This window comes from Asaccharospora irregularis DSM 2635 (genome assembly GCF_900129815.1).
Classification (GTDB): domain Bacteria; phylum Bacillota; class Clostridia; order Peptostreptococcales; family Peptostreptococcaceae; genus Asaccharospora; species Asaccharospora irregularis.
The window spans coordinates 127,743-152,905 of the sequence record NZ_FQWX01000002.1 but is presented as its reverse complement, the minus strand read 5'-3'; the positions used below and the strand labels follow the sequence as shown (position 1 = coordinate 152,905).

26 protein-coding genes are annotated in these 25,163 nt (G+C 29.3%); 3 read left to right on the top strand and 23 right to left on the bottom strand.

What is annotated here, in order from left to right:
* Positions 1–5: 5 nt before the first annotated feature.
* Positions 6–887: a hypothetical protein gene (locus tag BUB34_RS01745; protein ID WP_073123631.1), complete on the bottom strand. Its 882-nt coding sequence runs from the start codon at positions 885–887 to the stop codon at positions 6–8.
* 366 nt (positions 888–1,253) lie between these two features.
* Here BUB34_RS01745 and BUB34_RS13175 point away from each other — a divergent pair, with 366 nt between their 5' ends.
* Positions 1,254–1,424 carry a hypothetical protein gene (locus BUB34_RS13175; RefSeq protein WP_159430039.1) on the top strand — a complete coding sequence of 57 codons (171 nt, stop codon included), beginning with the start codon at positions 1,254–1,256 and terminating at the stop codon, positions 1,422–1,424.
* Between the two features lie 712 nt (positions 1,425–2,136).
* Here BUB34_RS13175 and BUB34_RS01735 read toward each other — a convergent pair.
* Together BUB34_RS01735 and BUB34_RS01730 are read right to left on the bottom strand one after the other, a co-directional pair.
* Entirely contained in the window at positions 2,137–3,438 is a 1,302-nt protein-coding gene (locus BUB34_RS01735) for an FAD-dependent oxidoreductase (RefSeq protein ID WP_073123629.1), read from the bottom strand.
* A gap of 15 nt (positions 3,439–3,453) precedes the next feature.
* The gene (locus BUB34_RS01730) at positions 3,454–4,428 is read right to left on the bottom strand and encodes a sulfide/dihydroorotate dehydrogenase-like FAD/NAD-binding protein (RefSeq protein WP_073123627.1); all 975 of its coding nucleotides are present in this window, start codon (positions 4,426–4,428) and stop codon (positions 3,454–3,456) included.
* 193 nt (positions 4,429–4,621) lie between these two features.
* Here BUB34_RS01730 and BUB34_RS01725 point away from each other — a divergent pair, with 193 nt between their 5' ends.
* Positions 4,622–5,290, top strand: coding sequence for a TMEM164 family acyltransferase (locus BUB34_RS01725; protein ID WP_073123625.1), 669 nt, complete (start codon positions 4,622–4,624; stop codon positions 5,288–5,290).
* A 90-nt stretch (positions 5,291–5,380) separates the two neighbouring features.
* Here the strand turns inward: BUB34_RS01725 and BUB34_RS01720 are convergent, their stop codons facing one another.
* The 14 genes from BUB34_RS01720 to BUB34_RS01655 all read right to left on the bottom strand — a co-directional run bounded on the left by BUB34_RS01720 (position 5,381) and on the right by BUB34_RS01655 (position 19,060).
* A complete protein-coding gene (locus BUB34_RS01720; protein ID WP_073123623.1) occupies positions 5,381–6,817 on the bottom strand; it encodes a leucyl aminopeptidase in 1,437 nt (478 codons plus the stop codon).
* 199 nt (positions 6,818–7,016) lie between these two features.
* Complete coding sequence (gene ytfJ, locus BUB34_RS01715; protein WP_073123621.1) at positions 7,017–7,436, bottom strand: GerW family sporulation protein; 420 nt, start codon at positions 7,434–7,436, stop codon at positions 7,017–7,019.
* The gene (locus BUB34_RS01710) at positions 7,390–8,106 is read right to left on the bottom strand and encodes a hypothetical protein (RefSeq protein WP_084120091.1); all 717 of its coding nucleotides are present in this window, start codon (positions 8,104–8,106) and stop codon (positions 7,390–7,392) included. Before BUB34_RS01710 ends, ytfJ begins: the two co-directional genes overlap by 47 nt.
* 54 nt (positions 8,107–8,160) lie before the next feature.
* The gene (locus BUB34_RS01705) at positions 8,161–9,534 is read right to left on the bottom strand and encodes a GntP family permease (protein WP_073123619.1); all 1,374 of its coding nucleotides are present in this window, start codon (positions 9,532–9,534) and stop codon (positions 8,161–8,163) included.
* Positions 9,535–9,560: 26 nt separating this feature from the next.
* Positions 9,561–10,556, bottom strand: a complete 996-nt coding sequence (gene pdxA, locus BUB34_RS01700) for a 4-hydroxythreonine-4-phosphate dehydrogenase PdxA (protein WP_073123617.1) — start codon at positions 10,554–10,556, stop codon at positions 9,561–9,563.
* 30 nt (positions 10,557–10,586) lie between these two features.
* The gene (locus tag BUB34_RS01695; protein ID WP_073123615.1) at positions 10,587–11,900 is read right to left on the bottom strand and encodes a four-carbon acid sugar kinase family protein; all 1,314 of its coding nucleotides are present in this window, start codon (positions 11,898–11,900) and stop codon (positions 10,587–10,589) included.
* A 17-nt stretch (positions 11,901–11,917) separates the two neighbouring features.
* A complete protein-coding gene (locus tag BUB34_RS01690) occupies positions 11,918–12,679 on the bottom strand; it encodes a DeoR/GlpR family DNA-binding transcription regulator (RefSeq protein ID WP_073123613.1) in 762 nt (253 codons plus the stop codon).
* 341 nt (positions 12,680–13,020) lie between these two features.
* Positions 13,021–13,557 carry an SMC-Scp complex subunit ScpB gene (scpB, locus tag BUB34_RS01685; protein WP_073123611.1) on the bottom strand — a complete coding sequence of 179 codons (537 nt, stop codon included), beginning with the start codon at positions 13,555–13,557 and terminating at the stop codon, positions 13,021–13,023.
* 1 nt (position 13,558) lies between these two features.
* Positions 13,559–14,284: a segregation and condensation protein A gene (locus tag BUB34_RS01680; protein WP_073123609.1), complete on the bottom strand. Its 726-nt coding sequence runs from the start codon at positions 14,282–14,284 to the stop codon at positions 13,559–13,561.
* Between the two features lie 35 nt (positions 14,285–14,319).
* Positions 14,320–14,910 carry a site-2 protease family protein gene (locus tag BUB34_RS01675; RefSeq protein WP_084120088.1) on the bottom strand — a complete coding sequence of 197 codons (591 nt, stop codon included), beginning with the start codon at positions 14,908–14,910 and terminating at the stop codon, positions 14,320–14,322.
* 137 nt (positions 14,911–15,047) lie between these two features.
* Positions 15,048–16,202, bottom strand: coding sequence for a D-alanyl-D-alanine carboxypeptidase family protein (locus tag BUB34_RS01670; RefSeq protein ID WP_073123605.1), 1,155 nt, complete (start codon positions 16,200–16,202; stop codon positions 15,048–15,050).
* A gap of 345 nt (positions 16,203–16,547) precedes the next feature.
* The gene (locus tag BUB34_RS01665; protein ID WP_073123603.1) at positions 16,548–16,835 is read right to left on the bottom strand and encodes a DUF503 domain-containing protein; all 288 of its coding nucleotides are present in this window, start codon (positions 16,833–16,835) and stop codon (positions 16,548–16,550) included.
* Between the two features lie 89 nt (positions 16,836–16,924).
* Entirely contained in the window at positions 16,925–17,260 is a 336-nt protein-coding gene (locus tag BUB34_RS01660) for a YlbF family regulator (protein WP_073123601.1), read from the bottom strand.
* 123 nt (positions 17,261–17,383) lie between these two features.
* The gene (locus BUB34_RS01655; RefSeq protein WP_143153283.1) at positions 17,384–19,060 is read right to left on the bottom strand and encodes a ribonuclease J; all 1,677 of its coding nucleotides are present in this window, start codon (positions 19,058–19,060) and stop codon (positions 17,384–17,386) included.
* A 295-nt stretch (positions 19,061–19,355) separates the two neighbouring features.
* Here BUB34_RS01655 and BUB34_RS13940 point away from each other — a divergent pair, with 295 nt between their 5' ends.
* Positions 19,356–20,096 carry a metal-dependent hydrolase gene (locus BUB34_RS13940; protein WP_073123597.1) on the top strand — a complete coding sequence of 247 codons (741 nt, stop codon included), beginning with the start codon at positions 19,356–19,358 and terminating at the stop codon, positions 20,094–20,096.
* Positions 20,097–20,210: 114 nt separating this feature from the next.
* Here the strand turns inward: BUB34_RS13940 and BUB34_RS01645 are convergent, their stop codons facing one another.
* The 6 genes from BUB34_RS01645 to BUB34_RS01620 all read right to left on the bottom strand — a co-directional run bounded on the left by BUB34_RS01645 (position 20,211) and on the right by BUB34_RS01620 (position 25,154).
* Positions 20,211–20,648: a Fur family transcriptional regulator gene (locus BUB34_RS01645; protein WP_073123595.1), complete on the bottom strand. Its 438-nt coding sequence runs from the start codon at positions 20,646–20,648 to the stop codon at positions 20,211–20,213.
* Between the two features lie 109 nt (positions 20,649–20,757).
* Positions 20,758–21,654, bottom strand: coding sequence for an LCP family protein (locus BUB34_RS01640; protein ID WP_084120085.1), 897 nt, complete (start codon positions 21,652–21,654; stop codon positions 20,758–20,760).
* 177 nt (positions 21,655–21,831) lie between these two features.
* Positions 21,832–22,107 carry a DUF1292 domain-containing protein gene (locus BUB34_RS01635; protein ID WP_073123593.1) on the bottom strand — a complete coding sequence of 92 codons (276 nt, stop codon included), beginning with the start codon at positions 22,105–22,107 and terminating at the stop codon, positions 21,832–21,834.
* 68 nt (positions 22,108–22,175) lie between these two features.
* Positions 22,176–22,601 (bottom strand): Holliday junction resolvase RuvX, encoded by a 426-nt coding sequence (gene ruvX / locus BUB34_RS01630; protein ID WP_073123591.1) that lies wholly within the window; start codon positions 22,599–22,601, stop codon positions 22,176–22,178.
* Positions 22,602–22,715: 114 nt separating this feature from the next.
* Positions 22,716–24,887 (bottom strand): hypothetical protein, encoded by a 2,172-nt coding sequence (locus BUB34_RS01625; protein WP_073123590.1) that lies wholly within the window; start codon positions 24,885–24,887, stop codon positions 22,716–22,718.
* Positions 24,888–24,896: 9 nt separating this feature from the next.
* Positions 24,897–25,154, bottom strand: coding sequence for an IreB family regulatory phosphoprotein (locus BUB34_RS01620; protein WP_073123588.1), 258 nt, complete (start codon positions 25,152–25,154; stop codon positions 24,897–24,899).
* Positions 25,155–25,163 lie beyond the last annotated feature (9 nt).

Genomic DNA, 25,163 nt, shown 5'->3' with positions numbered 1-25,163 from the left:
TCCCCCTACTTTAAGTCTAAAAGTTTTAAATAGTTTACACTTTCAAATATCCTAACAGGATTTAATATTGATTTTTCTATATTTTTTATTTTATTATTTGATTTAATTTCATCGTTTGTATTTAAATTATCTAAAAATGATACTTGTTCATATTTTTTGGCTTTTTTGATATAACAATCTTCATTCAGTTTGATATTATCACTTTTTTTTACTGATTCTTTTTCTTGCTCTTTTAATAAATACTCTTCTTTTTGTTTATTTACCAAATCTTCATAATAGTATTCAATTCGCTTAACTTTCTTATTCCCGTAATCAAATTCCCATTCTGATATACGTGCTAACTCATCTTTATAAATAAACCCACCATTACTATTTAACATTATTTGTTTATCATCATCAAATACAGGTTCCTTAAACTTCATTGAATCCATATTAATGATATTTATATCTAAAATCATCTTTATAATATCAAAAAAAATATTACTAGTAGTCATATTATTTTTATTTATAAAAAAATCCTTTACAATCATTTCTAAACGTATCTTTATAACTTCAACATTATCTTTTAATAGTTCAAGACCATAAATATTACAAAGTGCAACTATTGTGAAAAACTCTCGGTCTGATGCTTTATTATACATTCTAAATACTGTATCTAGTTTTCTACGTAATATTTCTACTAAAAAAATTCCTTCTCCAGCAGAGGTTTCAAGGTATCTTGATTGTATTTTCGATACTCCTCTTGGCAATAAGTCTAACATATCTCTAACTAACCATTCTGGTGTCAATACTTCTCCATGATTATTAACTCTTTCTCTTGACTTGATTTGTTCATAATTAGTAAGTAAACCTATATTATTTTTATTTGTCATTTTTTTATAATTCATTGGTCTATATTCACATACTTTCTTTTATCTAACTTATTTTAAGCTTAAATGAAACTATAATTTATATTAATTAGATCTTTATCAATTATATGTTACTTTCTTTCTATAAAATTTACAAGGGTATTATTTATAGTATAATATTTTAATTAAAATAATAATACTTCTATTAAATATAGAATTATGTAATTTAATATATAAATATATCTTCTCTTCGATCCTATAAATACCAGCTTGTGATAACGAAGCGAAGATTTTATTGTAATCATCATACAAAAATAACCTAACTTCTCGATACCAAATAAATAAACTCTCTGTGCCTAAAAGGATTGCACAAAAAAGCTAATGTACTACATTAACAAAACGTGGATGAAGGTCAACAAAGTAAATAACGTAAATAAACCTAAAAACAAAATGTACAGGGTATTTGGCGACGAGACAATGAATACTATAACAAAAGCTACCAACACATATGAACGTATAATATACGTAGTAGACTTGATATGGAATATGATATTTACGAAGTATTTTAGAAGCTAATAATTTAATTGCGTTGTTGATTAGTCAAAGGACCACTGCCGTATGCCTTCTTTAAAATAAGAAAGCTACTCTTATATAAACGGCTACTATCAATAGTTTAATATATTTCGTATACTCAAGATTTTGAGTTGGGAATTATATTGAAAATCCTTTTGAGCACTCTCTTTCGCTCAAAAGATTGCAACGTAACGCTCGATGATGATAGCCAAAACATGGATTTAAAGCTATTTTAGAAAAACAATTATGTACAACACTATAAATAATAATTAAAGAATTTAACAGACAGCTTAAAAAGGTAATCAAAACAAAATCCACTTTTCCATCAGGTGAATAGCTTCTAAAAACGCTTTACTTAGCAGGCCAAAACATAATGAAAAAGTGGACTATGAGATATAGAAATTTGGATAGTATTTATAACCAACTATCTATATTCTTTGATGGCATAATATAAATTTAAAAAAATCTATATTCAGATTTTGTTGAAGGATAAGTACTTTTGAAAAATTACATATACTTCACTAGATTTAGTTTTACCATTTTTGAATTAAATATCCAAAATATGAATAATTAATTCAAACTTACAAATATTATTATTAAATTACATTGCTATAGAACAGCGAAATTACTCTAAAGAACAGATTAATTTACACTTTCCGAAGGAATATATGAGTCATACGTTTGTTAATTAATTTTTATTTTTTTACTTTCCAATTTATAGGGTGCAATTCACACTTTTTATTACTTTTTTATCAAAAACTCCCTCTAGCCCTGATTTTTTTACTCTCTCTGATATTAAATCTTTATCAGTAGTATAAAATCCAAGTTCATTCATTCTTTTAAAGTATAAACTTCCTGCAAATGTGAATCTAAGCTTCTTTCCACCCTCTTGACTCATTTTTTTGTTGGAATATGATATGAAGTCACCTATTAAGATATTGTCTGGTAGTTGTAGTAGATACATTCCTATAGATTTTCTGGCAGCATTATGACCGGCAAGACTTCCAGTACATATTGCTTCTGTATGCCCTACATAAAATCCTGATTTTTCACCTGCTACAAATAAATTACCTATTCCCTTAGCCCTCATATAATTATCTCTTGGAGCAACAGATAAATATCTTATAGAGTTTGCCTTTCCTCCAGCGTATGGATCTACTATTATTGCATTTTCAAATCCCGGGATACTTCTTAACTTTTCTAAATTATAAAACGGTGCCATTAACTTAGCGTGACCTGTATCAATCAACACTACATTTTCTGAGAACTCTGGTAGGTTGTATTGCTGACACACTTTTATGTCTAGCTTTTCTGCATTTACTAATTCATCCGGTAATGGCACCACTGAACATCCATTTTCATTTAGTTGTTTTTGTATTTCTTCACTTAAAGATTCTTTCAGTAATTTCATAGAACCGCTAAATGCCCCATATTCGTCGTTTTTTCTTTGGCCTATCATATCCTCTATTTCGCATCTTGAAGTTATACTTACTCTTCCTCCAAAGGCCGGACATCTTAGTACACACATTGCACATCCATTTCCATATTTTGTACAATTGCCCATAGGTCCTGACGAACCTGTTGTTTCAACAAACGCATCTGCTTCTAATTTTTCTCCATCTTCTAATATAACTTTTTTTATATTATTATCTTCTAACTCAACATCGACTACTCTACTAAAAAACCTTACTTCTATTCCCATATCTAATATCATATCTCTTACAGGTTTTTCAATTTTAGTTACATTATATATTGTCGCATGTTTGTGTCCTGGAAAGTCTATGTCTTTATGAGTACTATATTTATCAGTTAATTCAAATAATTCTTTTGCTCCTAATACTATAGCCTCTTCTGTTGCTGTGTACCTTCCATTGTTTCTCATTATTCCTCCAACATTTCCAAGTCCTAATAACAAGTCTGTTCTTTCTAGTATTGTGACTGATGCTCCAGCCTTTTTAGCTGATATAGCTGCAGCACATCCAGCCCATCCTCCCCCAATAATAATAACTTTAGACATTAAGTCTCCCCCCTATTACAAAATTGAAGCTTTTAAAATTTTTCTAGAATCAACCTGAGATTTACATGATTTTACTTGTTCTCCATCTAGTGCTATAGTACAAGCTCCACATACTCCTTCCCCACAGCAAATTAAATTATTATTTGATATAACAAGCTTAATATCCTCGCTTACTGAGTCTACAGTATTCATTACAAGTCTATTAAAACCATTGCATCCGCTACTATATACTAATTTTACATCTTCTCTGTTTAAATAATCTCTCAGGAATTCCCTCTCTTCATCTAAATCCATATTTATAGGATTAATTTTAACACCTAGATTAGTTATTTTATCTATAACATTATCTAAAATTACTGCCTGGTTATTTATAAATGCTCTTATAGTATTATTATTCCTTAGTAGATTTTTTATGATGTTTATAGAGTTTACTTGAGATAATCCATTTAAAACTACAACACAATTAGAGTTTGAAGTAGTCTTTATATCCTTTATTCCAAATACACCATTAAAATATGGCCCTTTTACCCATACTTCATCATGTCCTATTACCGACTTTGTCTTTATCCCTTCCGTTCTAATAATAACCTCTATGGAACTATTTTCTAAATCAACATCCATAACTGATATAGGTGAATTAAACATGTCTTGTTTTTTCTCTTTACCTTTTAAAAGAACATATGATCCCGGAGAGCATAAATCTCTTATCATAAATTTTGGTACCTGTATTTTTAATAGATAAAGATTTTTTGAAAGTTCTTCTTTTTCATATACACTACATAAATACTCTTTTCTTTCATTCATTGGAGAATTTTTACTACGTTCTACTTCATTATAAATACATACCCCTTGCCACATACAATTACAAACTTTTTCACCTCTTATTAAGCTACATTTTATACAATCCCCTGAGTATGCAAGGTGACACGGACAGTACTCACTCCCTGCATCTGCACATAATTGATAATTTAACCTCTCCAAGTTATCCACTTCCTTAAAATGATATTTTTCAATTGTCTAAACCGTATAGTATTAATTTATTATTTTTAATCTATTTTGTTACATATATCACTTGAATTTATCAATACAATCAAAGACTACAAAAATAAAGTGGAAAAAGTAGAGTAGTTTTGAATATATTAATATAAATATATTTTTAATTTATTACAGGAGCGAATTTAATATGGCCAATATATTTCTTTTTTCTAAAGATCATTTAATTCTTCTTTTGATTTTTTCAATGTTTTTATACATATGCCCTAAGCTTACTAAAAATTTACTTCCATATAGTTATCTAGTTGAAAAGATAATATGCTCATTGATAATTCTAGAGATAATATCTCAACAACTTTCATTATATTACCAAGGTAATTATAGTGTATTAACATCTTTGCCAATTGAAATCAGTCGGTTTAGTGCATACATATGTTTGTTGATATTATTATATAAACAGTACCATCTATTTAACGTATTTTTCTCTTGGAGTATAGCTTGTTCGTTAGGTGAATTGATTTTATTTAAAAATCCACCTTACGAGTTTCCTAATTTCAGTTTCTTTCTGTATTTAGCATCTAAATGTTTGCTGATATATGCTGCCGTTTATATGGTAGAAATTAGAAAATTCAAAATCAATAAATATGCTATCAGAGATAATTTTATAATGTGTTTCATATGTTTTTCATTTATATTTATGTTGAATAATTTTACACTTTCAAGTTACCCATATGCTTTTTCAAACTATGATTTGACTAGTGTTTTAGTATTCATCATAATAACTACTGCTACCTATATACCTATTTTTATATTCAAGGCAAGAGATTTAAACTTCAAATTCAATAGACGCAGTAGATAATATAAAAATAAAATAGACCTAGATAAAGTTCTAATATTTTAAACTTCATCTAGGTCTATTTACATTTATAAGTATTATTATTTATAAGTACTATTTACCCTCAGCTAAATAGTATAAGGTTCTTACAGCTTCACCTGTAGCACCCTTGTACTTGTATCCTTCTGTTTTTTCTACTACACTTGGACCAGCTATGTCAATATGTACCCAAGGAGTATCTCCTACGAATTCTCCTACAAATAAACCAGCTGTTATACATCCACCTTCTTGACCTGGTGCATTTTTAAGGTCAGTTTCATGACCTTTGATCATTTTTTTATATTCATCAAATACAGGCATCTTCCATATTTTCTCTCCTGATTTTTGTGCTGCAACTTCTACCTCTTTATAAAATTCTTCATTGTTTGTAACAACAGCACTAGCTATTGTTCCAAGAGCAACTATTGCAGCTCCTGTTAAAGTAGCGACGTCCACAACTTTATTAGCCTTTTCATTGTTTATTATGTAGTAAACTGCATCAGCTAAAGTTAATCTTCCCTCTGCATCCGTATTTCCCACTTCTATAGTTTTCTTTGCCATAGAATTTATTATATCACCTGGCTTGTATGCTTCTCCAGATATGGAGTTCTCACATGCAGCTATAACACCGACTACGTTTTTATTTAATTTTTGATTTGCTATGGCACACATAGCTCCTATTACACTAGCACCTCCAGCCATGTCTGTTTTCATATCAAACATAGATGAGCGTGATTTTATACAATATCCTCCTGTATCATAAGTAATTCCCTTGCCAACTAGTCCTAAAATTTCTTCGTTTTCCTTATCTGCAAAGTATCTCATAACTATAAATCTAGGTTTATTACTAGAGCCTCTTGCAACAGATAGGTATGCTTCCATTCCCAAGGCTTCTATCTTACCCTGTTCATATACCTCAACCTCAAATCCATATTCCTCTCCTAATCTTATTGCCTCATTTGCCAATGTCTCTGGATATATAACATTTGAAGGTTCATTTACTAAATCTCTAGCTATTATAGTAGATTTTGCCATAATTTCAGCTCTTTTTAATTGTTCTGTAGCATCTATATCAGAATATAAGTTTACATTTTCTATAATACCATTACACTTTTCACTTTTATATTTATCAAATTTATAATCACCAAGCAAAATTCCTTCTGCAAATGCACCAATGTTTTCTTGAGTTAGATTAAGGTTTATTATATCTAGATTTTTTCCCTTATCCTTAGCTATATTTTTTGCTTTTCTAGATAAATTTCCCCCTAGAACTCTTAGCTTTTCGTTATTTAGATCTTCTCTTCTTCCCATTCCTACTAGGAATATGTCTATCAAATTATCGTTGATTAAGACTTTAGAAAGTTCAAATTTTCCATACTCTGCATCAAAATCATTGGCTATAATTTCTATTTCCTCGATATCTGTATTTATTTTCTCTTCTTTAAATAAACTAACTGCTAATATATTGCTATTTAATCTTTCTAATTTGTTTTCTATACATCTTATTTTCAATTTTATCCCCCCGTTATTATTAGACTTTAACTATTTTTACTGTATTATTTTAAATTTCTCATTCTATATCTTTATTTAATAGTTGGTTACATTTTTCATTCAATGTATTTACTTATAATTGGTTACATTATACTATAACGTGTATCTTATTCCAACTCAATTTTATCCATTAAAAATAGTTTAAACTTAGAAATCCTACTTACTTTTTGCATTCACTATTTTTTTTAGTTAAATTTTGAATTTTTTCTATAACTCTAGGAGTAACAGCCAATATATTATCTACTATATTTATATTATCATCCAAGCTCATTACCCTTGTTTCTCCATCCTCTACTACCACAAATGCAACTGGTTGTACTGAAATTGCTCCTCCACTTCCACCTGCAAAGTTTGTATCTGTTTTTTCTTCAATATTCATAGTATTTCGTTTTGAATTGTCATACCCTTTTGAATACTCTCCTCCACCTATTCCAAAACCTATTGTCACCTTTGATATAGGTACAATTACTGTGGTATCAGTCTTAATAGCATCTCCTACTATTGTATTAGCGTCTATTGAACCCTTTATAGTTTCAAGAGTTGTCTCCATAAGCTTTTGTATTGAACCTGTTGCCCTCATTATTTGCAACCTCCTTATTATTTTTATTTATTTTTTTTATAACTATAAACACTAGTATCAAATTTCTTATTTTAGGTCTTATATGTACCTTAATATTTGCAACCAAATAGTCTTTAGTAAAATCCGGTAGCACATTTAAGTATATTTTTCTAGGATTTATTATGGAAATTATATTTCCATATATAAAATTAATGAATACGTATATGAATGATGTAAAACCTACGTTGCTATTTCCAAACTCTATATCTGAATAAAGGTCGTATACCTCTATTTTTCTTATAAATCTATAAATTTCTTGAATGTCCTCAGCCCTTAGTTTTTTGTTGAAATGTCTTTTTTTGCCTCCTCTTTTTTTAATTTTTTTTGTTTGTTTAGGTGGGTAAAGTTGTCTATTTATATCTATTAAGTTAAGTAATAATCTTGTGTTTAGCTTGATCTTTATATCATTATCTTTAATTCTTATGGTCAATACAATATTTGCAACTAATGCAAAAAATCCTACTATTATTATCAAAAGTATCAATACCATGAAAAAAATATAATTTCCAGTAAGTATTCCATTATTTTTCATACTTATATTATCATCTAAAAAACAGTTATTTATACTAAGATTTTCACTCAATTTAGATAATATTCTAAAACTACTAAACCTCTTATTTAGTTTTAACAAAAAAAGAAGCACCTTTTAAACAGATGCCTCTTTAGATTATTTTCTATTATATTTTTATATAAATATATTTAATATTATAAGTTCTACAAATCCTACTGCCCATACTATTGTACTAGCTATAGAGTATACTCTTATTTGCTCTTTTACCTCTGTAACTCCTAATGTTCTATTTACAACCCAGAAGTATGAATCATTGAAATGAGAGAATACTAATGATCCTATACAAGCTGATAATACTGCTATCTCTGGACTTAATCCAAGACTTGCCATCATAGGAGCTGTTACAGATGCTGCTGTTGTCATTGCAACAGTACCACTCCCTTGTATTAATCTAACTATTGAGGCTATTGCAAATGGTATTATAAATGCTGGCAATGGTGTTTGAGCTATCAACGATGCTATATAATCTCCTGCACCACTATCTCTTATTATCATTCCTAATGCACCACCTGCACCTGTAACTAGCATTATTACTCCTGCAGATTTTATACCTTTTTCCATTACAGTTGTTATTTCTTTCTTATCATACTTTGCTCCAAGTCCATATATAGATATTATTAATCCTATTGCAACTGCTATAACTGGAGAACCAAAGAACTTAATATATTCAACTAATGACCCCTCATAACCCATTTGTGTTACTACTGTATTTATTAGTATTAATACTATCGGCGCAACTATCGGCATAAAGGCCATCATACCTGATGGTAACTTTTCGTTTTCATCTATTAACATTTCTGTTGTTTTTGCTTGGTTAAATTCTGTAGTATACCCTTCTCCATCTTCTGTTGGTATTCTATACATTTTCTTACCTAAATACTTTGCATATGTAAGTCCTGCTAAAGTCATTGGTATTGCACATATTATTCCTAATAATAACACTGTTCCTACGTTTGCACCATATATACCTGCAACTCCTACTGGTCCTGGTGTCGGTGGTACTAATGAGTGAGTTATAACAAGTCCTAGTGCTAATGATAGACCTAATGATATAACTGATTTTCCTGTACTTCTAGATATTGATTTTGCAAGGGGAGATAGTATTACAAACCCTGAATCACAGAATATTGGAATAGATACCAAAAATCCTGTTATAGCTAAGGCTAATTCTTCTCTACCCTTCCCAAGTTTTTTTACAAATATTTGAGCCATTTTTTTTGCTGCTCCTGATACCTCAAATATTTCTCCCATCATTACACCAAATCCTATTATTATACCTATACTTCCTAAAGTATTACCAAATCCTTTGGTTATACTGTTTACAACTTCTGTCGCTGGCATACCACCTATAAGTCCTGTTACTGATGCTGATATTATCATAGCTAAGAATGGATGCATCTTAGTCTTTAACATCATAAGTATTAACAGTGCTATTCCTACTCCAAGTCCTAATAGTATTTGAGGACCTGATACAGTTATTCCTTCCATAATTTAAACCCCTCCTATGTCAAATTTTATTTTTTGAAATTCGGCGCATATTCTGCGGCTAGCCTTATTGCTTCTTCTAAACTTATCTCATCAGCTATATTTTTACCAGCTATATCAAATGCTGTCCCATGATCCACTGATGTTCTTAAAAACGGCATATTATTTGTTATAGATATTGTTCTATGGAAATCTACTGTTTTAGTAGCTATATGACCTTGGTCATGATATAAAGATAATACTGCATCGTATTTGCCCTGTAATCCAAAGAAAAATACTGAATCTGCTCCTATTGGCCCTACTACATCTATACCTTTTTCTTTAGCCCTTTGTATTGCTCTTTCTATTTCTCTTTCCTCATCTCCAAACAAACCATGCTCTCCACAATGAGGGTTAAGTCCTGCCACTGCTAATTTAGCATCTTTTATACCCAAGTCCTCTAAAGCTTCTTTTGATCTTACTATAAAATCGTACATGTTTTCTTCTTTTACTAAGTCACATGCTTTTCTCAAAGATATATGTCTGCTTAGGAAAAAGACTCTTAAATTGTGTACTTGAAACATTGTCAAAGGATTATGTGTTTTAGTTAAGTCTTCTAATACCTCTGTGTGCCCTATATAAGGTACTTTTGCTGCTTTAAATGACTCTTTGTTTATTGGAGTTGTCGCTATTGCATCTAATTTTTTATCCATGGCAAGTTCTATTGCCTTTTCTATATATTCAAATGCAGCCCTTCCACACATTGCACTTACTTTTCCATATTCAAACTTATCCATTTCTATATTGTCTAAATCAATTAAGTTTAAAGTGCTTGTATTGTAATTTCCATCTTCTACATTGTCTATCACATTAATTTTTAAATCTAAATCACATAAATCTATCGCTTTTTGTATTACTTTTTTATCCCCTACTACTACTGGGTTACAATAGCTATTTGTACTTCCCTTTATTATTGATTTCACTACTATTTCAGGCCCTATTCCTGCTGGATCTCCTAGTGGTATTCCTATATATGGTTTTTCCATTTTTTCTTCCTCCTTCTATTGTCATAAAGTTTACTTAACATAATATTGAGTTGATATTTTAGTTAATAAATAATCTATACACATTGATAGTGTTTCTTTTTCTCCTATAAGTCCGCCCTTTGTAACTGCAGGCATATTAGGATATTTACCGCCTATAAATCTTCCATATACCGCCAGAGGTATAACTTCATCTTTTATATCTATTCCCTCTACATTTAACCTCTTCATAACCTCCATAGTTACATCCCCACCGCTTGTGTATAATGCGCCTATTGATGATTTTGATTCTAGTAGAGCTAATTCTGTTATTTTTGCAAGTCCCTTGTTTATTTTTACAGATATGGACTCTTCATCTATATTTAACTCTTTCGATAGTTCTGATAGATTTAACACTTCATCTTCTCTAGTTGTAGTAGCTATACCTAATATGTTAGACTTATTATCATTTAATTTTTCTTTGATTATATCCATAACCCTATCTATTTCTTGTTGGTGTAACTTATCATTTATAAGTTTTTTAGCATCTACTTTAACTAGTTGGGGTGATTTACTTACAACTAAATGTTCTATCTGACCTATTGTTGTCTTTGATACACTTCCTATTGCAAAAAATACTTTTTTACCTTGTTCTAAAAAAGAGCCGCCCCAGTTTTCATTCATTAAACTTTTTGTGTATGGTCCTGGGTCCACTGCGATTATTTTTAGTTTACTTAGTTTAGATGCCCTAGCTATAGTATCGATATCTTCATTTGTTACAGCATCTATTACAATTATTCTGTTTCCTTTTTTGCTTAAACCTACTATTTTTTCACTTAAATTAACTTCTCCCTGCATTACTTCGTTTATTCCGATTTCATCTATATTGTATTTTGTTTGCTTTTTTATTATTTCAACTATTTTTGAATTATCGACGGGACACTTTGGATCCTTCGCTGCCAGAGTTTTTTCTAAAGGTATAGAGTTTACTAATAAAAATCCACCTATAGATATTCTTCCTGAATCTGGGTATGATGCTACTACTATAGCTATACTATCTTCTATACTATCTAGAACTGCATCTATTTCCGAACCTATATTACCCCTTAATGTACTGTCTACCCTTTTTGTGTACATTGGATTTTTATATTTTACACGATCAACTTCATTTTTAACACTTTCATAAGCCTGACTACTTGTTACACCTCTACTATCTGTACTTACCGAAACTACATCATATTTATCCATACTTTCATCATTTAGTAAGTTTGAATCTATAAAACTTGAACATTTGTATCCTTCTTTAGCTAATAAAACACTTGTAGCATTAGCCCCTGTAAGGTCATCTGCTATTACATATAACTTCATCTTTTTCCTCCATTAATCTAAACTAATTTTAAGGTTACTCCACTTTCTTCAAGATTGTTTTTTAGATTTTTATCTATATTGTCATTTACTATAACTAAGTTAAAATCAGCTAAATCACATATCTTGCAAAAACTTTTCTTGTTAAATTTAGAGTCATCACTTACTAAAACCTTATATTCAGCTGCATTCATCATCGCCTGTTTGATTTTTACTTTTTCGCTTGTAAACGTAGATAGTGAAAACTCCTTGTTTATTGCGCCAGCCCCTACAAAGCATACGTCTGCATTTATACTATTAAAAAAGTCTACTGATGTGTTGTCTACACAACATCCAACTTGTGATTGTACCCTTCCGCCTGAGCAATATACCTCTATATTTTTGTACTTCATAAGATATGCAGCTATTAGTATATCTGTAGTTATTACCTTTAGATTTTCTTTATGGACTAATTGTTTTGCAATTTCCATGCAAGTGGTTCCAGAGTCTAGTATCACTATTACATTATCTGATACTAGGCTTGCTGCTTCTTTTGCTATAGATTCTTTTTGTTTTATACATATTTTTTCTTTTTCCTCATATGTAACTTCCGGTACGATGTTAGAATCTACTACTGCACCACCAAATACCCTTGTTATAAAACCTTCGATTTCCATTTTATCTAGGTCTCTTCTTATAGTAATTGGCGATACTTTGCACAGCTTTGATAACTCATTTACTGTTGCATTTTTATGATCAAGCAAGTAGTTGTATATTGTTTTATGTCTTTCAATTTGAAACATTTTACTTCCTACCCCCTCTTTATATATTTTTATTTATGTTCATTTATGTTTGTTATCGTTCTTTTATGTTCGTTTATATTTATATATTTACATATTTCATGTCATATTGTCAATATTTTTGTTTATTTATGTTCATTTGTTTATAATTAAACAAATTCTGTTTTTATAAAATACATGTCACTTCCACTTTTAGTTGTCTCTGTATATATTTTTAATATCAACGTTTTTTTGCACACAAATAAGGAAGCATAACTTTAACCATTTTTAATAGTTTAAATTTATGCTTCCTTAAAATATCCATATATATTCTAAGATTAATATATATTTTTATTATATATCTTTTAAATAGTTTCACTTTCTTCGTAATCTTCAATAGGCGGTAGATCGCTTAATTTTTCTATATTTAGTAACTTTAAAAATTCATCCGTAGTTCTATATATTATAGGTTTACCTATCTTGTTAAGCCTTCCAGCCTCCATTATAAGATCATTGTCGCAAAGGGTCTGAATAACCTTGTCACATTTGACCCCTCTTATATTCTCTATTTCAACCTTTGTTATTGGTTGTTTGTATGCAATTATAGTTAATGTCTCTAAAGTTGCCTGACTTAGAGTTTTTTTCTTTTTTGGTTCTAAAACTTTCTTTATAAAAATTGAATAGTCTTTATTTGTACACATTTGGTACTTATTTTCTAATTTAACTATTTGTATTCCTCTATTATTTTCTTTGTATTCTTCTATAAGTGAATTTAACATAAATTCTATTTCTTTTGCTGAAAGTTCTTCATTTATTATATAATTAAGTTCTTTTATACTTATAGGCTCTCCATAAGCAAACATAATAGATTCTATAATATACTTTATCTCTTCTCGCTTCATTTTAATACTCCAAGTTTTTCTTTATTAAAATATCATCAAAAAATATATCTTGTTCAACAGAGATTTCTTTTGATTTTATAAGTTCAAGTAAAGATAAAAATGTGGCTATTATTTCATCTTTTTCATATGTACTTATAATATTTTTAAATTTAATTTCTACTTTTTCTTTTATTATATTTCTTATATAACCAATCTTCTCTTCTACTGAAACTACTCTACCTCTTACTATTTTATTTAGCTTATTATCAGTTTTTTCTTCGTCTTCTTCAATCTTTTTAACTTTTAGTATATGAGGAAGTATGTTCTTTATTGCTTCTATTGATATCTCCTCTAAATCTAGGTTATCATCTATTATTATTTCTTCTTTTCTTCTATAGAATACTTCTCTTGTGTAATCTATATTTTCTTTTATCTCTTGTGAAGCTAGTTTAAACTTTTTGTACTCTTCTAGTCTCTCAATAAGTTCTAGTCTTGGATCCTCTTCTTCGTCATCTTTTTGTTTATACAGTAAATATCTTGATTTAATTTCAAGAAGCTTAGATGCCATAGTTATAAACTCACTAGTTATCTCCAAATCCATCTTATCCAACATTTCTAAGTACTGTAGGTACTGCTTTGTTATTTCAATAATAGAGATGTCTTTTATTTCGATTTTATGTTTAGATATCAAATCATACAGTAAATCCAGTGGTCCTTCGTAAACCTGTAATTGTATATTATATTTCATATTAATTGCCTCTTTTACTCTATATAAGAATTCTCTTATGCAAATAAACTAACTATTGCCCATAATACAGTTTGTATTGGCGCTAATATATAACCATACACACCTGTAATTAAGACAACTATAAATATTATATTGCTATAACTTTCGTACTTATATACATATTCATTCCACTTATATGGTATAAAAGTTGATACAACTCCCCAACCATCAAGAGGTGGTATTGGCAGCAAGTTAAATGCAGCAAACCCTAAGTTATAAATCATTGTTGCGTATGCTATTTCATTAATTGCATACATTTTTACATATTTATTAATTGTTATACACACTATAGCCATAAGTAAATTGCATACTACTCCTGCAATAGATACTAAGAAGTTTCCTAATTTATAATTTTTAAAGTTATTAGGATTAACTGGCACCGGCTTTGCCCAACCTATACGAAGAATTAAAAGAGATATAAGACCAATTGGGTCTACATGCCTAGCAGGGTTTAGTGTCATTCTCCCATGCATCTTTGCGGTGTCATCTCCTAGTAAATGGGCAGAATAAGCATGCCCAAACTCATGAACTGATATAGCTACTGCTATTCCTACTAGACTAACTAGTACATTGCTTATATTTAACATTTTTTCTCTCCTAATAAACATTTTATTACTATTATACCAATTTATAATGTCATAATCAAAATTTTTATATTTAATGTCTATAAATTATACTTTAAAACAAAGAAAAGAAGTCCTTAGACTCCTCTTCTTTGTGTTTATTAAATCATATTATCTATTACTCTTTGAAGCATCTTTAGGTAGCCTGCTTTATTTATATCTTTTTGGTTAACTAGTTCTAACTCTCCTACAAGCTTTTTATCATTATAAACTTGAACTTTTCCAAGAACACTACCTTTTTTTATAGGGAGATCGTAATTTTCATTTAAGTTTACTTTTTTAGTAAATTTTCTATTGGCACCTTTTTTTAGAAGTACTGATAAATCATCTTTTGCTACTAGACTAACTTTTTCATCCTCAGCCTTATCTAGATTAAGCTTGGCTATATCTTCGCCTTTTTTGCATATCTTTACACTCTCATAATTTGCAAATCCATAGTTTAATATATTAGAGGCATCTTTAAATCTTTCAGGTGATGTTTCTGCCTTAAGTGTAACTGCTACTAAATGAGTATCTCCTCTTTTTGCAGATGCTGATAAACAGTATTTTGCTTCTTGGGTAAATCCTGTTTTAACCCCTGTAGCTCCTTGGTAATGTTTTACCATTTTGTTTGTATTTGCAAGTCCTATAGTAGACTGTTTTTTGCCAACTACCACTTGATCCATCCATGTTGTTAAATACTTGCTTATCATTTCGTGTTTCAATAATTCTCTAGACATTATAGCTATATCATTAGCCGATGTATAGTGATTATCTACTGGCAACCCGTTTGTGTTGACAAAATGAGTATCTTTCATACCTAATTCTTTTGCTCTGTCGTTCATCATATCCACAAAACCTTCTACACTTCCGGCTATATACTCAGCCATGGCTACACAGGCATCATTTGCTGATGCAACTGCTATCCCTTTTAATAGTGTATCTACTTTTTGCGTTTCTCCTGCTTCTAAGAATATCTGACTTCCACCCATACTTGATGCTTCCTCACTAATTTGTACCTCATCTTCTAGTTTGATTTTTCCCTTTTCTAATGACTCACATATAAGTAACATGGTCATTACTTTGGTTACACTAGCTGGTGGTAATTTTTCGTGTGGATTTTTTTGATAAAGAACCTGTCCACTATTTACATCCATTAAAATTGCTGATTTAGATGATATATTTAATGGAGCTTTTTCTTTATCACTCGCAAAAGCCAAATTAGCTGGAGTGGCTATAAGTAAAAAAGATAATGCCATACTTATAAACTTCTTCATCATTGTCACCTCTTAACTTTTATTTTAAATTATTCTTTCACTTTGCTCTATTTTTTATTCGAAACGTCCTAGTATATTTGGTTTGCATGAATATACCTCCTAATTCTATGATAGTTAATTTTATATTTTTAAAATATCTATTATTTAGTTTTTACTACTATTAACTCATTATGATTGGTATGTTTATACAAAATTTAAAAATATACTTTAAGCTAAGAATAGTTTCCTACCTGCCTTAGTTTATTACTAGCTTTATTAGTTTGCGATTTATCGACTTAATATATACATAAATAGAGAGGATATTTAAAGCCCTCAGTTATAACACTAAGGGCTTTAAAATTTCTATTAATATAAACTTGTATCGTGTTCTATTTCTATAATCTCTGCATCTGTATTCTCTTCTACAAAACTTATTATATTTTCTAGTATTGAATCTGATTGTGATTGACTTAAAGATATACTACAGACTCCTATTGTTATTAATTGGTGTATGTCTTGATTTTCTATTTCTGATACAGAAACGTTAAATTTATTTTGTAGCTTTTTTATAAGGCTCTTTACTACCATTCTCTTTTCTTTTAAAGAGTGTACCCAGTTTGCCCTTAGATTGATTTTTATAACTAATACTCTCATAGTTAACTACTTAAATTGCCTTTCTGATATTATTTATAGTGAAGCTTTCTTTATATTATATCTTTCCCAAAATTTATTATTTATATTACTTATCTATAGTCTTTTTCTACTGCATCAGCTATTATTTTATTTATATTATTCATCATTTGAGCAAACTTTTCTTCACTGTCTAAATAATTAGATACCTTTATATTATTAGCAACCTTTTTTTGTATTGTCTCTAGCTTTCTAACCATTTTCTTGTCCAACTCTTTACCTTTAATTGCTAAACCCTGAATATAAATTTGCATATCTCTATACTCTTTCAAAAGTTCCTCAGATTTCTTGTCATTCTTTACATCTTTCATATTTTTTCTAAAACTTTTATACTCCTTGCTTCCCTTTATTTCACTAGCCAACTTAGTTGCAGTATCGTATACCCCCATAGCAAATCCCCCTTACTAAATTTAAATCTTTCTTAATGTCAAAAATCTAAAAAAGATTGAATATATTAAATTATATTCAATCTTTTTTTATAATGACTAATAAATCATATTCTTTTTTATTTATTATACTTCCATAATTATAGGAAGTATCATAGGATTTCTCTTAGTTTTTTGGTAAAGGTATTCTTTTAAATTTTCTTTTATATTATTCTTTAAATAAGCCCACTCTTTTATGTTCTTATCTTCACATTCTTTTAAAACTTGCTTTATTATGGCTTTAGCTCCATCCATTAAATCCTCTGATTCTCTCACATAAACAAACCCTCTAGATATTATATCTGGGCCTGCCAGTACTCTACCCTCTTCTTTTGAAATAGTTACAACTACTATCATAAGACCATCCTCTGATAAGTGTTTTCTATCCCTTAGGACTATATTTCCAACATCTCCAACACCTAAACCATCGACTAGTATATTTCCTGTCGGTATACGGCCACTAACTCTAGCACTATTTTTATCTAACTCTAAAACATCTCCTGTTTGCATAACAAATATATTTTCTTCGTTCATACCTAATTCTTGAGCTATTTCAGAGTGTTTCTTTAACATTCTATATTCTCCATGAGCTGGCATAAAGAATTTTGGTCTTACTAATCTGTGCATAAGCTTTAATTCTTCTTGACATGCATGACCTGAAACATGTATATCTGCATCGTCATATACTACTTCTGCACCTTTTTCAAATAAAAAGTTTATTACTTTTGATATAGATTTTTCATTCCCTGGTATTGGGTGTGCTGATATTATAACTAAGTCGCCACTTTTAATTTCTACTTTTTTATGATCTGAACTAGCCATTCTAGCAAGAGCTGACATCGGTTCTCCTTGTGATCCAGTTGTTATTAATACCAACTCATGATCTTGGTATTTTCCAATATCATTTAAGTCAATTAGCATATCATCTGGAATTTCTAGGTAACCTAATTCCTTAGCTACACTAACCACATTAACCATTGATCTACCTGATATAGCTACTTTTCTATTAAAATGTCCCGCTGTGTTCATAATTTGTTGTAATCTGTGTATATTAGAAGCAAACGTAGCAACTATTATCCTACTATTTTCTGCTTTTCTAAATAAATCATCTAGCCCTACTCCAACAGTTTTTTCTGACATAGTAGAACCTGGTCTTTCCGCATTAGTACTATCCGCTAACATTAAAATAACGCCCTTTTCACTTAGTTCACAAATCCTATGCATGTCCATAACATCTCCACTTATAGGTGTTAAATCTATCTTGAAGTCTCCTGTATGGTATATTATTCCCTCGTCTGTGTGAACAGCTATTGAGCAGGCGTCCGGTATACTGTGGTTGTTTCTTATAAATTCTACTTCCATATTATCAAGCTTTATAACTTGTCTAGGGTCTACTACATTTAGCCTAACATTATTCATCTTGTGTTCCTTTAACTTAACTTGTATAAGTCCTATACTAAGCTTAGAACCATAGATTGGAACATTTATCTTCTTTAGAACATACGGAAGTGCTCCTATATGATCTTCATGGCCATGTGTAATAAATATACCCTTAATCTTATCTCTATTTTTTACCAAGTAAGTTATGTCCGGTATAACTATATCTACCCCTAACATCTCGTCTTCTGGAAAACTAAGCCCCGCATCTATAACAATTATCTCATCCCTATATTCAATAACGGTCATATTCTTACCGATTTCTCCAAGTCCACCTAAAGCCATTACTTTTATCTTGTTGACATTCTTTTTTAACAATTGCCTCATCTCCTCTTGTCTATTAAATTTTCAAGTTAAACACGTCCTATAATTTAAATTAATATCAAATCACGCACTCTTTACCAGTTATTATCATTGTATCATAATTTTTATTATAATTTAAGCCATATTTAAAATACATTTAACGTATTATTTTGACAAACTTATACTATTCTGATATTCTCTAATATATTAATTCTTGTTTATAAGTTTCTATAAAGTGATATTCTATACTAATTACATTAATAAGTATAGCTTTATTGTAAATACTCAAACAGAAGTTTTTTCATATTAAGGAGGATATATGCGCGGTAAAACCCACTGTACAATAGGTATATTAGCAGCTATACAAGCTTCCATACTTTTTAAAATACCTATAAATGCATTAAATATATTTGTATCTGCTATTTTTTCGATACTTCCTGATTTAGATGAATCTAGTTCTATTGTTTCAAATTTTTTCCTCAAAAAAAATATTTCAAAATTTATATATAAGATATTAATATACGCTATTAATATTATTATTTTCTTTATATCTATAAGTATAAATGATAGCTTTTATTTAAGTGCTATAATAACATTTTTGTCTATAGTAATTATAGAATCAAAACTTACCCATAATGTTTTGAGAAAAATATTTCTATCTTTGATTTTTATACTTTTAGCAGGATGCTTGTACCTAATTAAAGCTCAAATATACCTTATTTTATTTATTTTAATACTTAGTATATTTCCCTGGCTTAAACATAGAAGCTTTTCACATAGTATTTTCTCAATTGGACTTATATATTTTATATTAAAGCAAATAGAACTACTATATAATATATCCCATTTATCATTTTTTGGTACACTTGGTTATTCAAGCCATATATTTTTAGGAGACCTATTTACAAAACAGGGCGTACCTTTATTTTACCCAATAAGTGACAAAAAAATTTCATTAGGATTTTTAAGAGTTGGAGGTTTCCTAAGCAATTTACTTGAAATCCTGTTTATATTGATATTATTATCACTTATAATATACTCGATTATCAAAGGTATTTAATGCTAAATACTATACATCCATATTATAAAAAAGAAAGTATACCCATCTAAGGCCTTAGACAAGTATACTTTCTCTTATTTTGTAAGTATATATTGTATCGTTATTGCTTAGTACTTATTTACAATCCTCACACAATCCATAAAACTTAACGTCGTGGTCTAGTATCTCAAAATTATATAGTTTCTGTATTTCACTCTCTATGCTATCTAATAAATCTTCTTTTGCTTCCATTATTTTGCCGCATTTTTTGCATATAAGATGGTGATGATTATGACTATCCTCTTTGTTCAAACAAATCTCATATCTTATACAACCATCATCTAAATTAAGTTTAGAAATTGCTCCTATTTCATCTAATAACTGCATAGTCCTATATACAGTAGCTAGACCTATCTCTGGACAGTCCACTCTTACTAAATCATATATTTCCTCACTACTTAGATGAGTGTGATTATTTTTTAAGAGTATTTCTACAATAGCCCTCCTCTGAGGTGTAATTTTAAAACCAGTTTCCTTTAATTTATCTTTTAGTACATCTATCGTATTTTTCATAATATCGCCTCATTTTTCAATTGATAATCCTTTTTAATTATTGTAGTTGATAACAGCACTTTTGTCAATCTATTTCTATAACTTTGTTTTTTGAAGTAAAAAACACTATTTACTCGTAAATAAACTTTTTAAGATCACTTATATTTTTTTCTTTATCCCATTTAATTACAAACATACCATTTTCTTTTATTTTACCTTCTGATCTATACTCTCTTTTTGGAAACTCCATTTGTTCTATGTCATATCCAGCAAAATCATGAGCTATATATGCTAATTTCATAATTTTATCTATAGAAATATTAACTTTTACGTGTTTAATTAAACTTTTAGCTATAGCTGGATATGTTTTAATTGATGTATTAGATAATTTATGTGCTATGCTCGATAGTATTTCTCTTTGTCTTTGATCTCTATTATAAATAGTATCTATTTTTCTAATTCTGGCATATGCTAGAGCTTGATATCCATTAAGTGTGTGTTCTCCTGTAGTACTTATATATTCTATATTACCCTTTTTAGCGCTATCTAATCTATAACATGTTTCTATTACCTTATTTAAATGATTTATTTCTCTTTCATCTATAGATATATCTACTCCGTCTAGTATATCTACAATTTCAATAAATGATTTAAAATCTACTACTGCATAATCTTTTATATCTATATCGAAATTATCATTTATTGTTTTTAACAGTAACTTAGGTCCACCATAAGCATAGGCATGGTTCAGTTTTTCATATCCTTTATTTGGTATCATTACTAAAGTATCTCTTGTAAGAGATGTTAACTTTATAGACTTACTAGATTTGTTTATAGTTAGAATTATCATTGTATCAGATCTGGCTACTCCAGTTTCACCTTTGTCGTCTTCTCCTATAAGAAGAATATTATCTACTTTATTGTTTTTATCTTTTCCTTTGTCAAAAGAATAAACCTCTCTAGTTTCTAATACGAAAGAGGTAAAAATGAACATTATTAAAATTAAAATAAATTTTCTATTTTTCATTTTATCAACACCTTTTTCTAATTTAGTATCTATTTTTCCCTATACTCACTAAATTAAACTTATATATAACTATAAATATTATATATTTTGTATAATTATTTCTATTTTTACGCAAAAAGGGCGTCACACTATTTTTTAGTGCGACAACCCTTTTTAGATAAATAATATAATCAGATATTATTGCTCATCTTCTTCGTAATTTAATCCTTCTTCTTCCATTATTGCATTGTATACAGCAACTACAGTTTCATATTCATCGTCATTTTCTAAAGGAAGAAGTATGTCACCTTGTTCATCTTGGTCTATTCTAAATATTAATGCTTCTTCTGCTTCTTCATCATCTAAAGGCATCAATATAGCATATTCCTTTCCTTCCGCCTCTAACGTTAATATTATTTCAAATTGACTTTCTACACCATTTTCGTCTATTAAGTTAATTACGTTATCTTCCATATGATTCACCTCAAATTTTTATTTATTATTTATATTATATCTCATAAATATATAATTTTATATATCTTTTATAAATTTCTTTGCATATCTAAGTATCCTTGAAGAATTATTACTGCTGCCAACATGTCTATTACCTTTTTTCTTTTTTGTCTACTTACATCAGCCTCCAATAAAGACCTCTCAGCTGCCACTGTAGATAGCCTCTCATCCCAAAACTCTATTTCAAGACCAGTTTCTGATTTTAATAACTCACAAAATTTTATTACCTTTTCTCCTTGTGGTCCTAGTGTTCCATTCATATTTTTAGGAAGACCTGATACTATTTTGTTTACTTGTCTTTCAGATATTATAGATTTTAATTCCTCAATATCCTTTTTCTTGCCTACTCTTCTTACGGTTTTAACTCCTTGTGCAGTAAGACCCATTAAATCACTTACTGCAACTCCAATGGTTTTATCTCCTATATCTAGTCCCATTATTCTTCCATCTAACATATTTTTCTCCTTATTCTCTAACTACCTTATTTTTATAATTAAAATATATTTTCAATTACTTAATTATAAAATTAGTCAGGATAGTTTCCTGACTAATTTTAATTTATACATTAACTACTGTTTGTCCTCAAATATTATCATGTTTATACTCATTATTATAATAGGTATCAGTATATATATAGATGCTGTAGAAGCAGCTACTATACCCGAGTCATTTACCAAAAGAGTTACTATACATCCAACCATAGAAGCAACAAATCCCTTAAATATGACTGGATACCTGTCTGATATATTTTTAAAATGTTTAGATGGCTTAAATATAAGACCTGCTATTATGGCTATTCCAACAAGCAATATATTTACCCAAACACTAGTCTGTGCTAATTTTAAGTTCATTTGTATTTTTCTAGTAAACGTCTGTATTATAGCACTAGGCCCTTCTAATAGTATTTGATTTGTAAACACAGCTAAGTGAGATTCACTTCCAGATACTATATCTAATACAGCGAATAATACCACTACACCTACTGCCGCTAACCCAAGAAGTAAAAACTTCTTAAAATCTAATTTTACATCAAATATAAGTAATAAGAATAATAGATAAGCTACACATTCAGAAATAGCTCCACCTACATTTGCTCCCATTGAAGGATAGGCACTCACTATAAGTATTATACCCGAAAAAACTGCTACAAGCCACTTAGGTATTCTTTTATAATTTAGCAAGACAGCTAAGGAGAATATCGCACTAGCTATAGTTATTCCCTCATATTCATTACCTATTCCATAATATCTAGCACCAATTATGGCATCATAACTCATTATGTTATTTTGCATCAAGTAAGTTCCAAAAATAGAGTCAATAGTTATAAGTAATATAGTCAATCCCGCAAAGAATCCCATATGTTTTAAGTCATCTTTAAAGAATTTTTTACCTATAATATAGAAAATTATTGTCGTTAGTATTATACCCGCTGATATAGTTAACGGGGTCTTTAGGTTCATAATAGGTGATAATAAAAATGACAGCGGCATTATTATACCTAACTTTATAAATTCCTTAAGCACTGGAAATACTCTTTCATTATTTGGTATTCGCTTTCTAAATATCACCGCAAACATAGCTATTACCCAAGATGCAGATATAATACCTACAAAAGTATTTATAACTCCTGCTCTTATATTAGATATTGATACTATTTTTTCGAATTCCCCTAATAAATAATCTGAATTATCTTCTTTTTCTATGTTTTTTAAAGATCTACCTATCATTACATCATTTTTTAGTCCAAGTTCAGTTAATATATCCACTCCAACATCTAAATTAGCAACTATACCTTCTCTTCTAGTTGTCGAAGATGTCAATATTCCTTTTCCTTCCCCTTTGATTTTTATAATCGGAGAAAGTCTTCTTCTATTTTTATAATCTAAATCACTTGGAAAAGGACTTGTTATATAAACAGTATCATTTTCCCCTACCATTTTAAATACTTCATCTAAGTATTTGCTTATATTTTTTCCTATTTTATGTTTCATTTTAGCATGCGTATCTTCATTTAAAGCTAATCTATACATATCTAATCTATATGTATCTCCAAGTTCAACAAATATAGCATCATTCTCGCTATAGTATTTTTTTGTTTCTTTAATCAACTTATCATAATCAGTTGAAATTCCAAACGGCATATATGGATCCTTTTTATCTATGTCATCTACATTACCAGCATCAATCCTTCCATAATTATCCATAGCGATTAACCCTATATTTCTATTTTTTATCAATTCGCCATTTTGGATTATATCAGCATTTCCTATTACTGCTGTCTTTAATCCATTTTCTGATAATGTTTGTCCTAGTGATCCTAATGTAGCTCCATACTCTCCATTTTCAAAATTCTCATTTATCGACTTATTAATAGTTAGATAATTTATCTTCTTTGCTTTTTTACCTGTTGCTACCTCAAAAGTTTTAGCAGCATCTACGTCTACATTCGTAAAATCAATATACTCATCTTTAACCATCAAGTTAGCTCTACACCCTGCACCCATACTAGCATAAGACCTAGGATCATCGGTTCCCTTGTCCCCTCTTATATTCATTAGGCCAATATAACCTCTATATTCCAGCTCATTTTTTAAAGCTTGAATATGCATCATACTTACAAGGTTTGTCCTGTCCATAGATATAAATATAACCTTACCTTTTTCCTCAGCAAAAGTATATTGGGTAGCAGATGTTATAAGGATTAATGTTGCTACTAAAAATGATAGAATCTTTTTCCTCATTATTTTGACCTACTTTCTATTCAAATAGTGAGTTATTATTTCTTCTAATATCTCATCTCTTTCAAAATTCTTTATTATAGATCTTGCGTTTTTATGACTAGTTATATAACTTGAATCTCCTGAAAGAAGATAACCTATAATTTGATTTGTAGGATTATATCCTTTTTCAGTTAGTGCCTTATAAACAAAATCTATCGTTTCTCCTATACTCATCTTATCATAAGATATACCTTCAAATTGCATTGTGTAATCTAGTTCTTTTTCCATATTAAAACC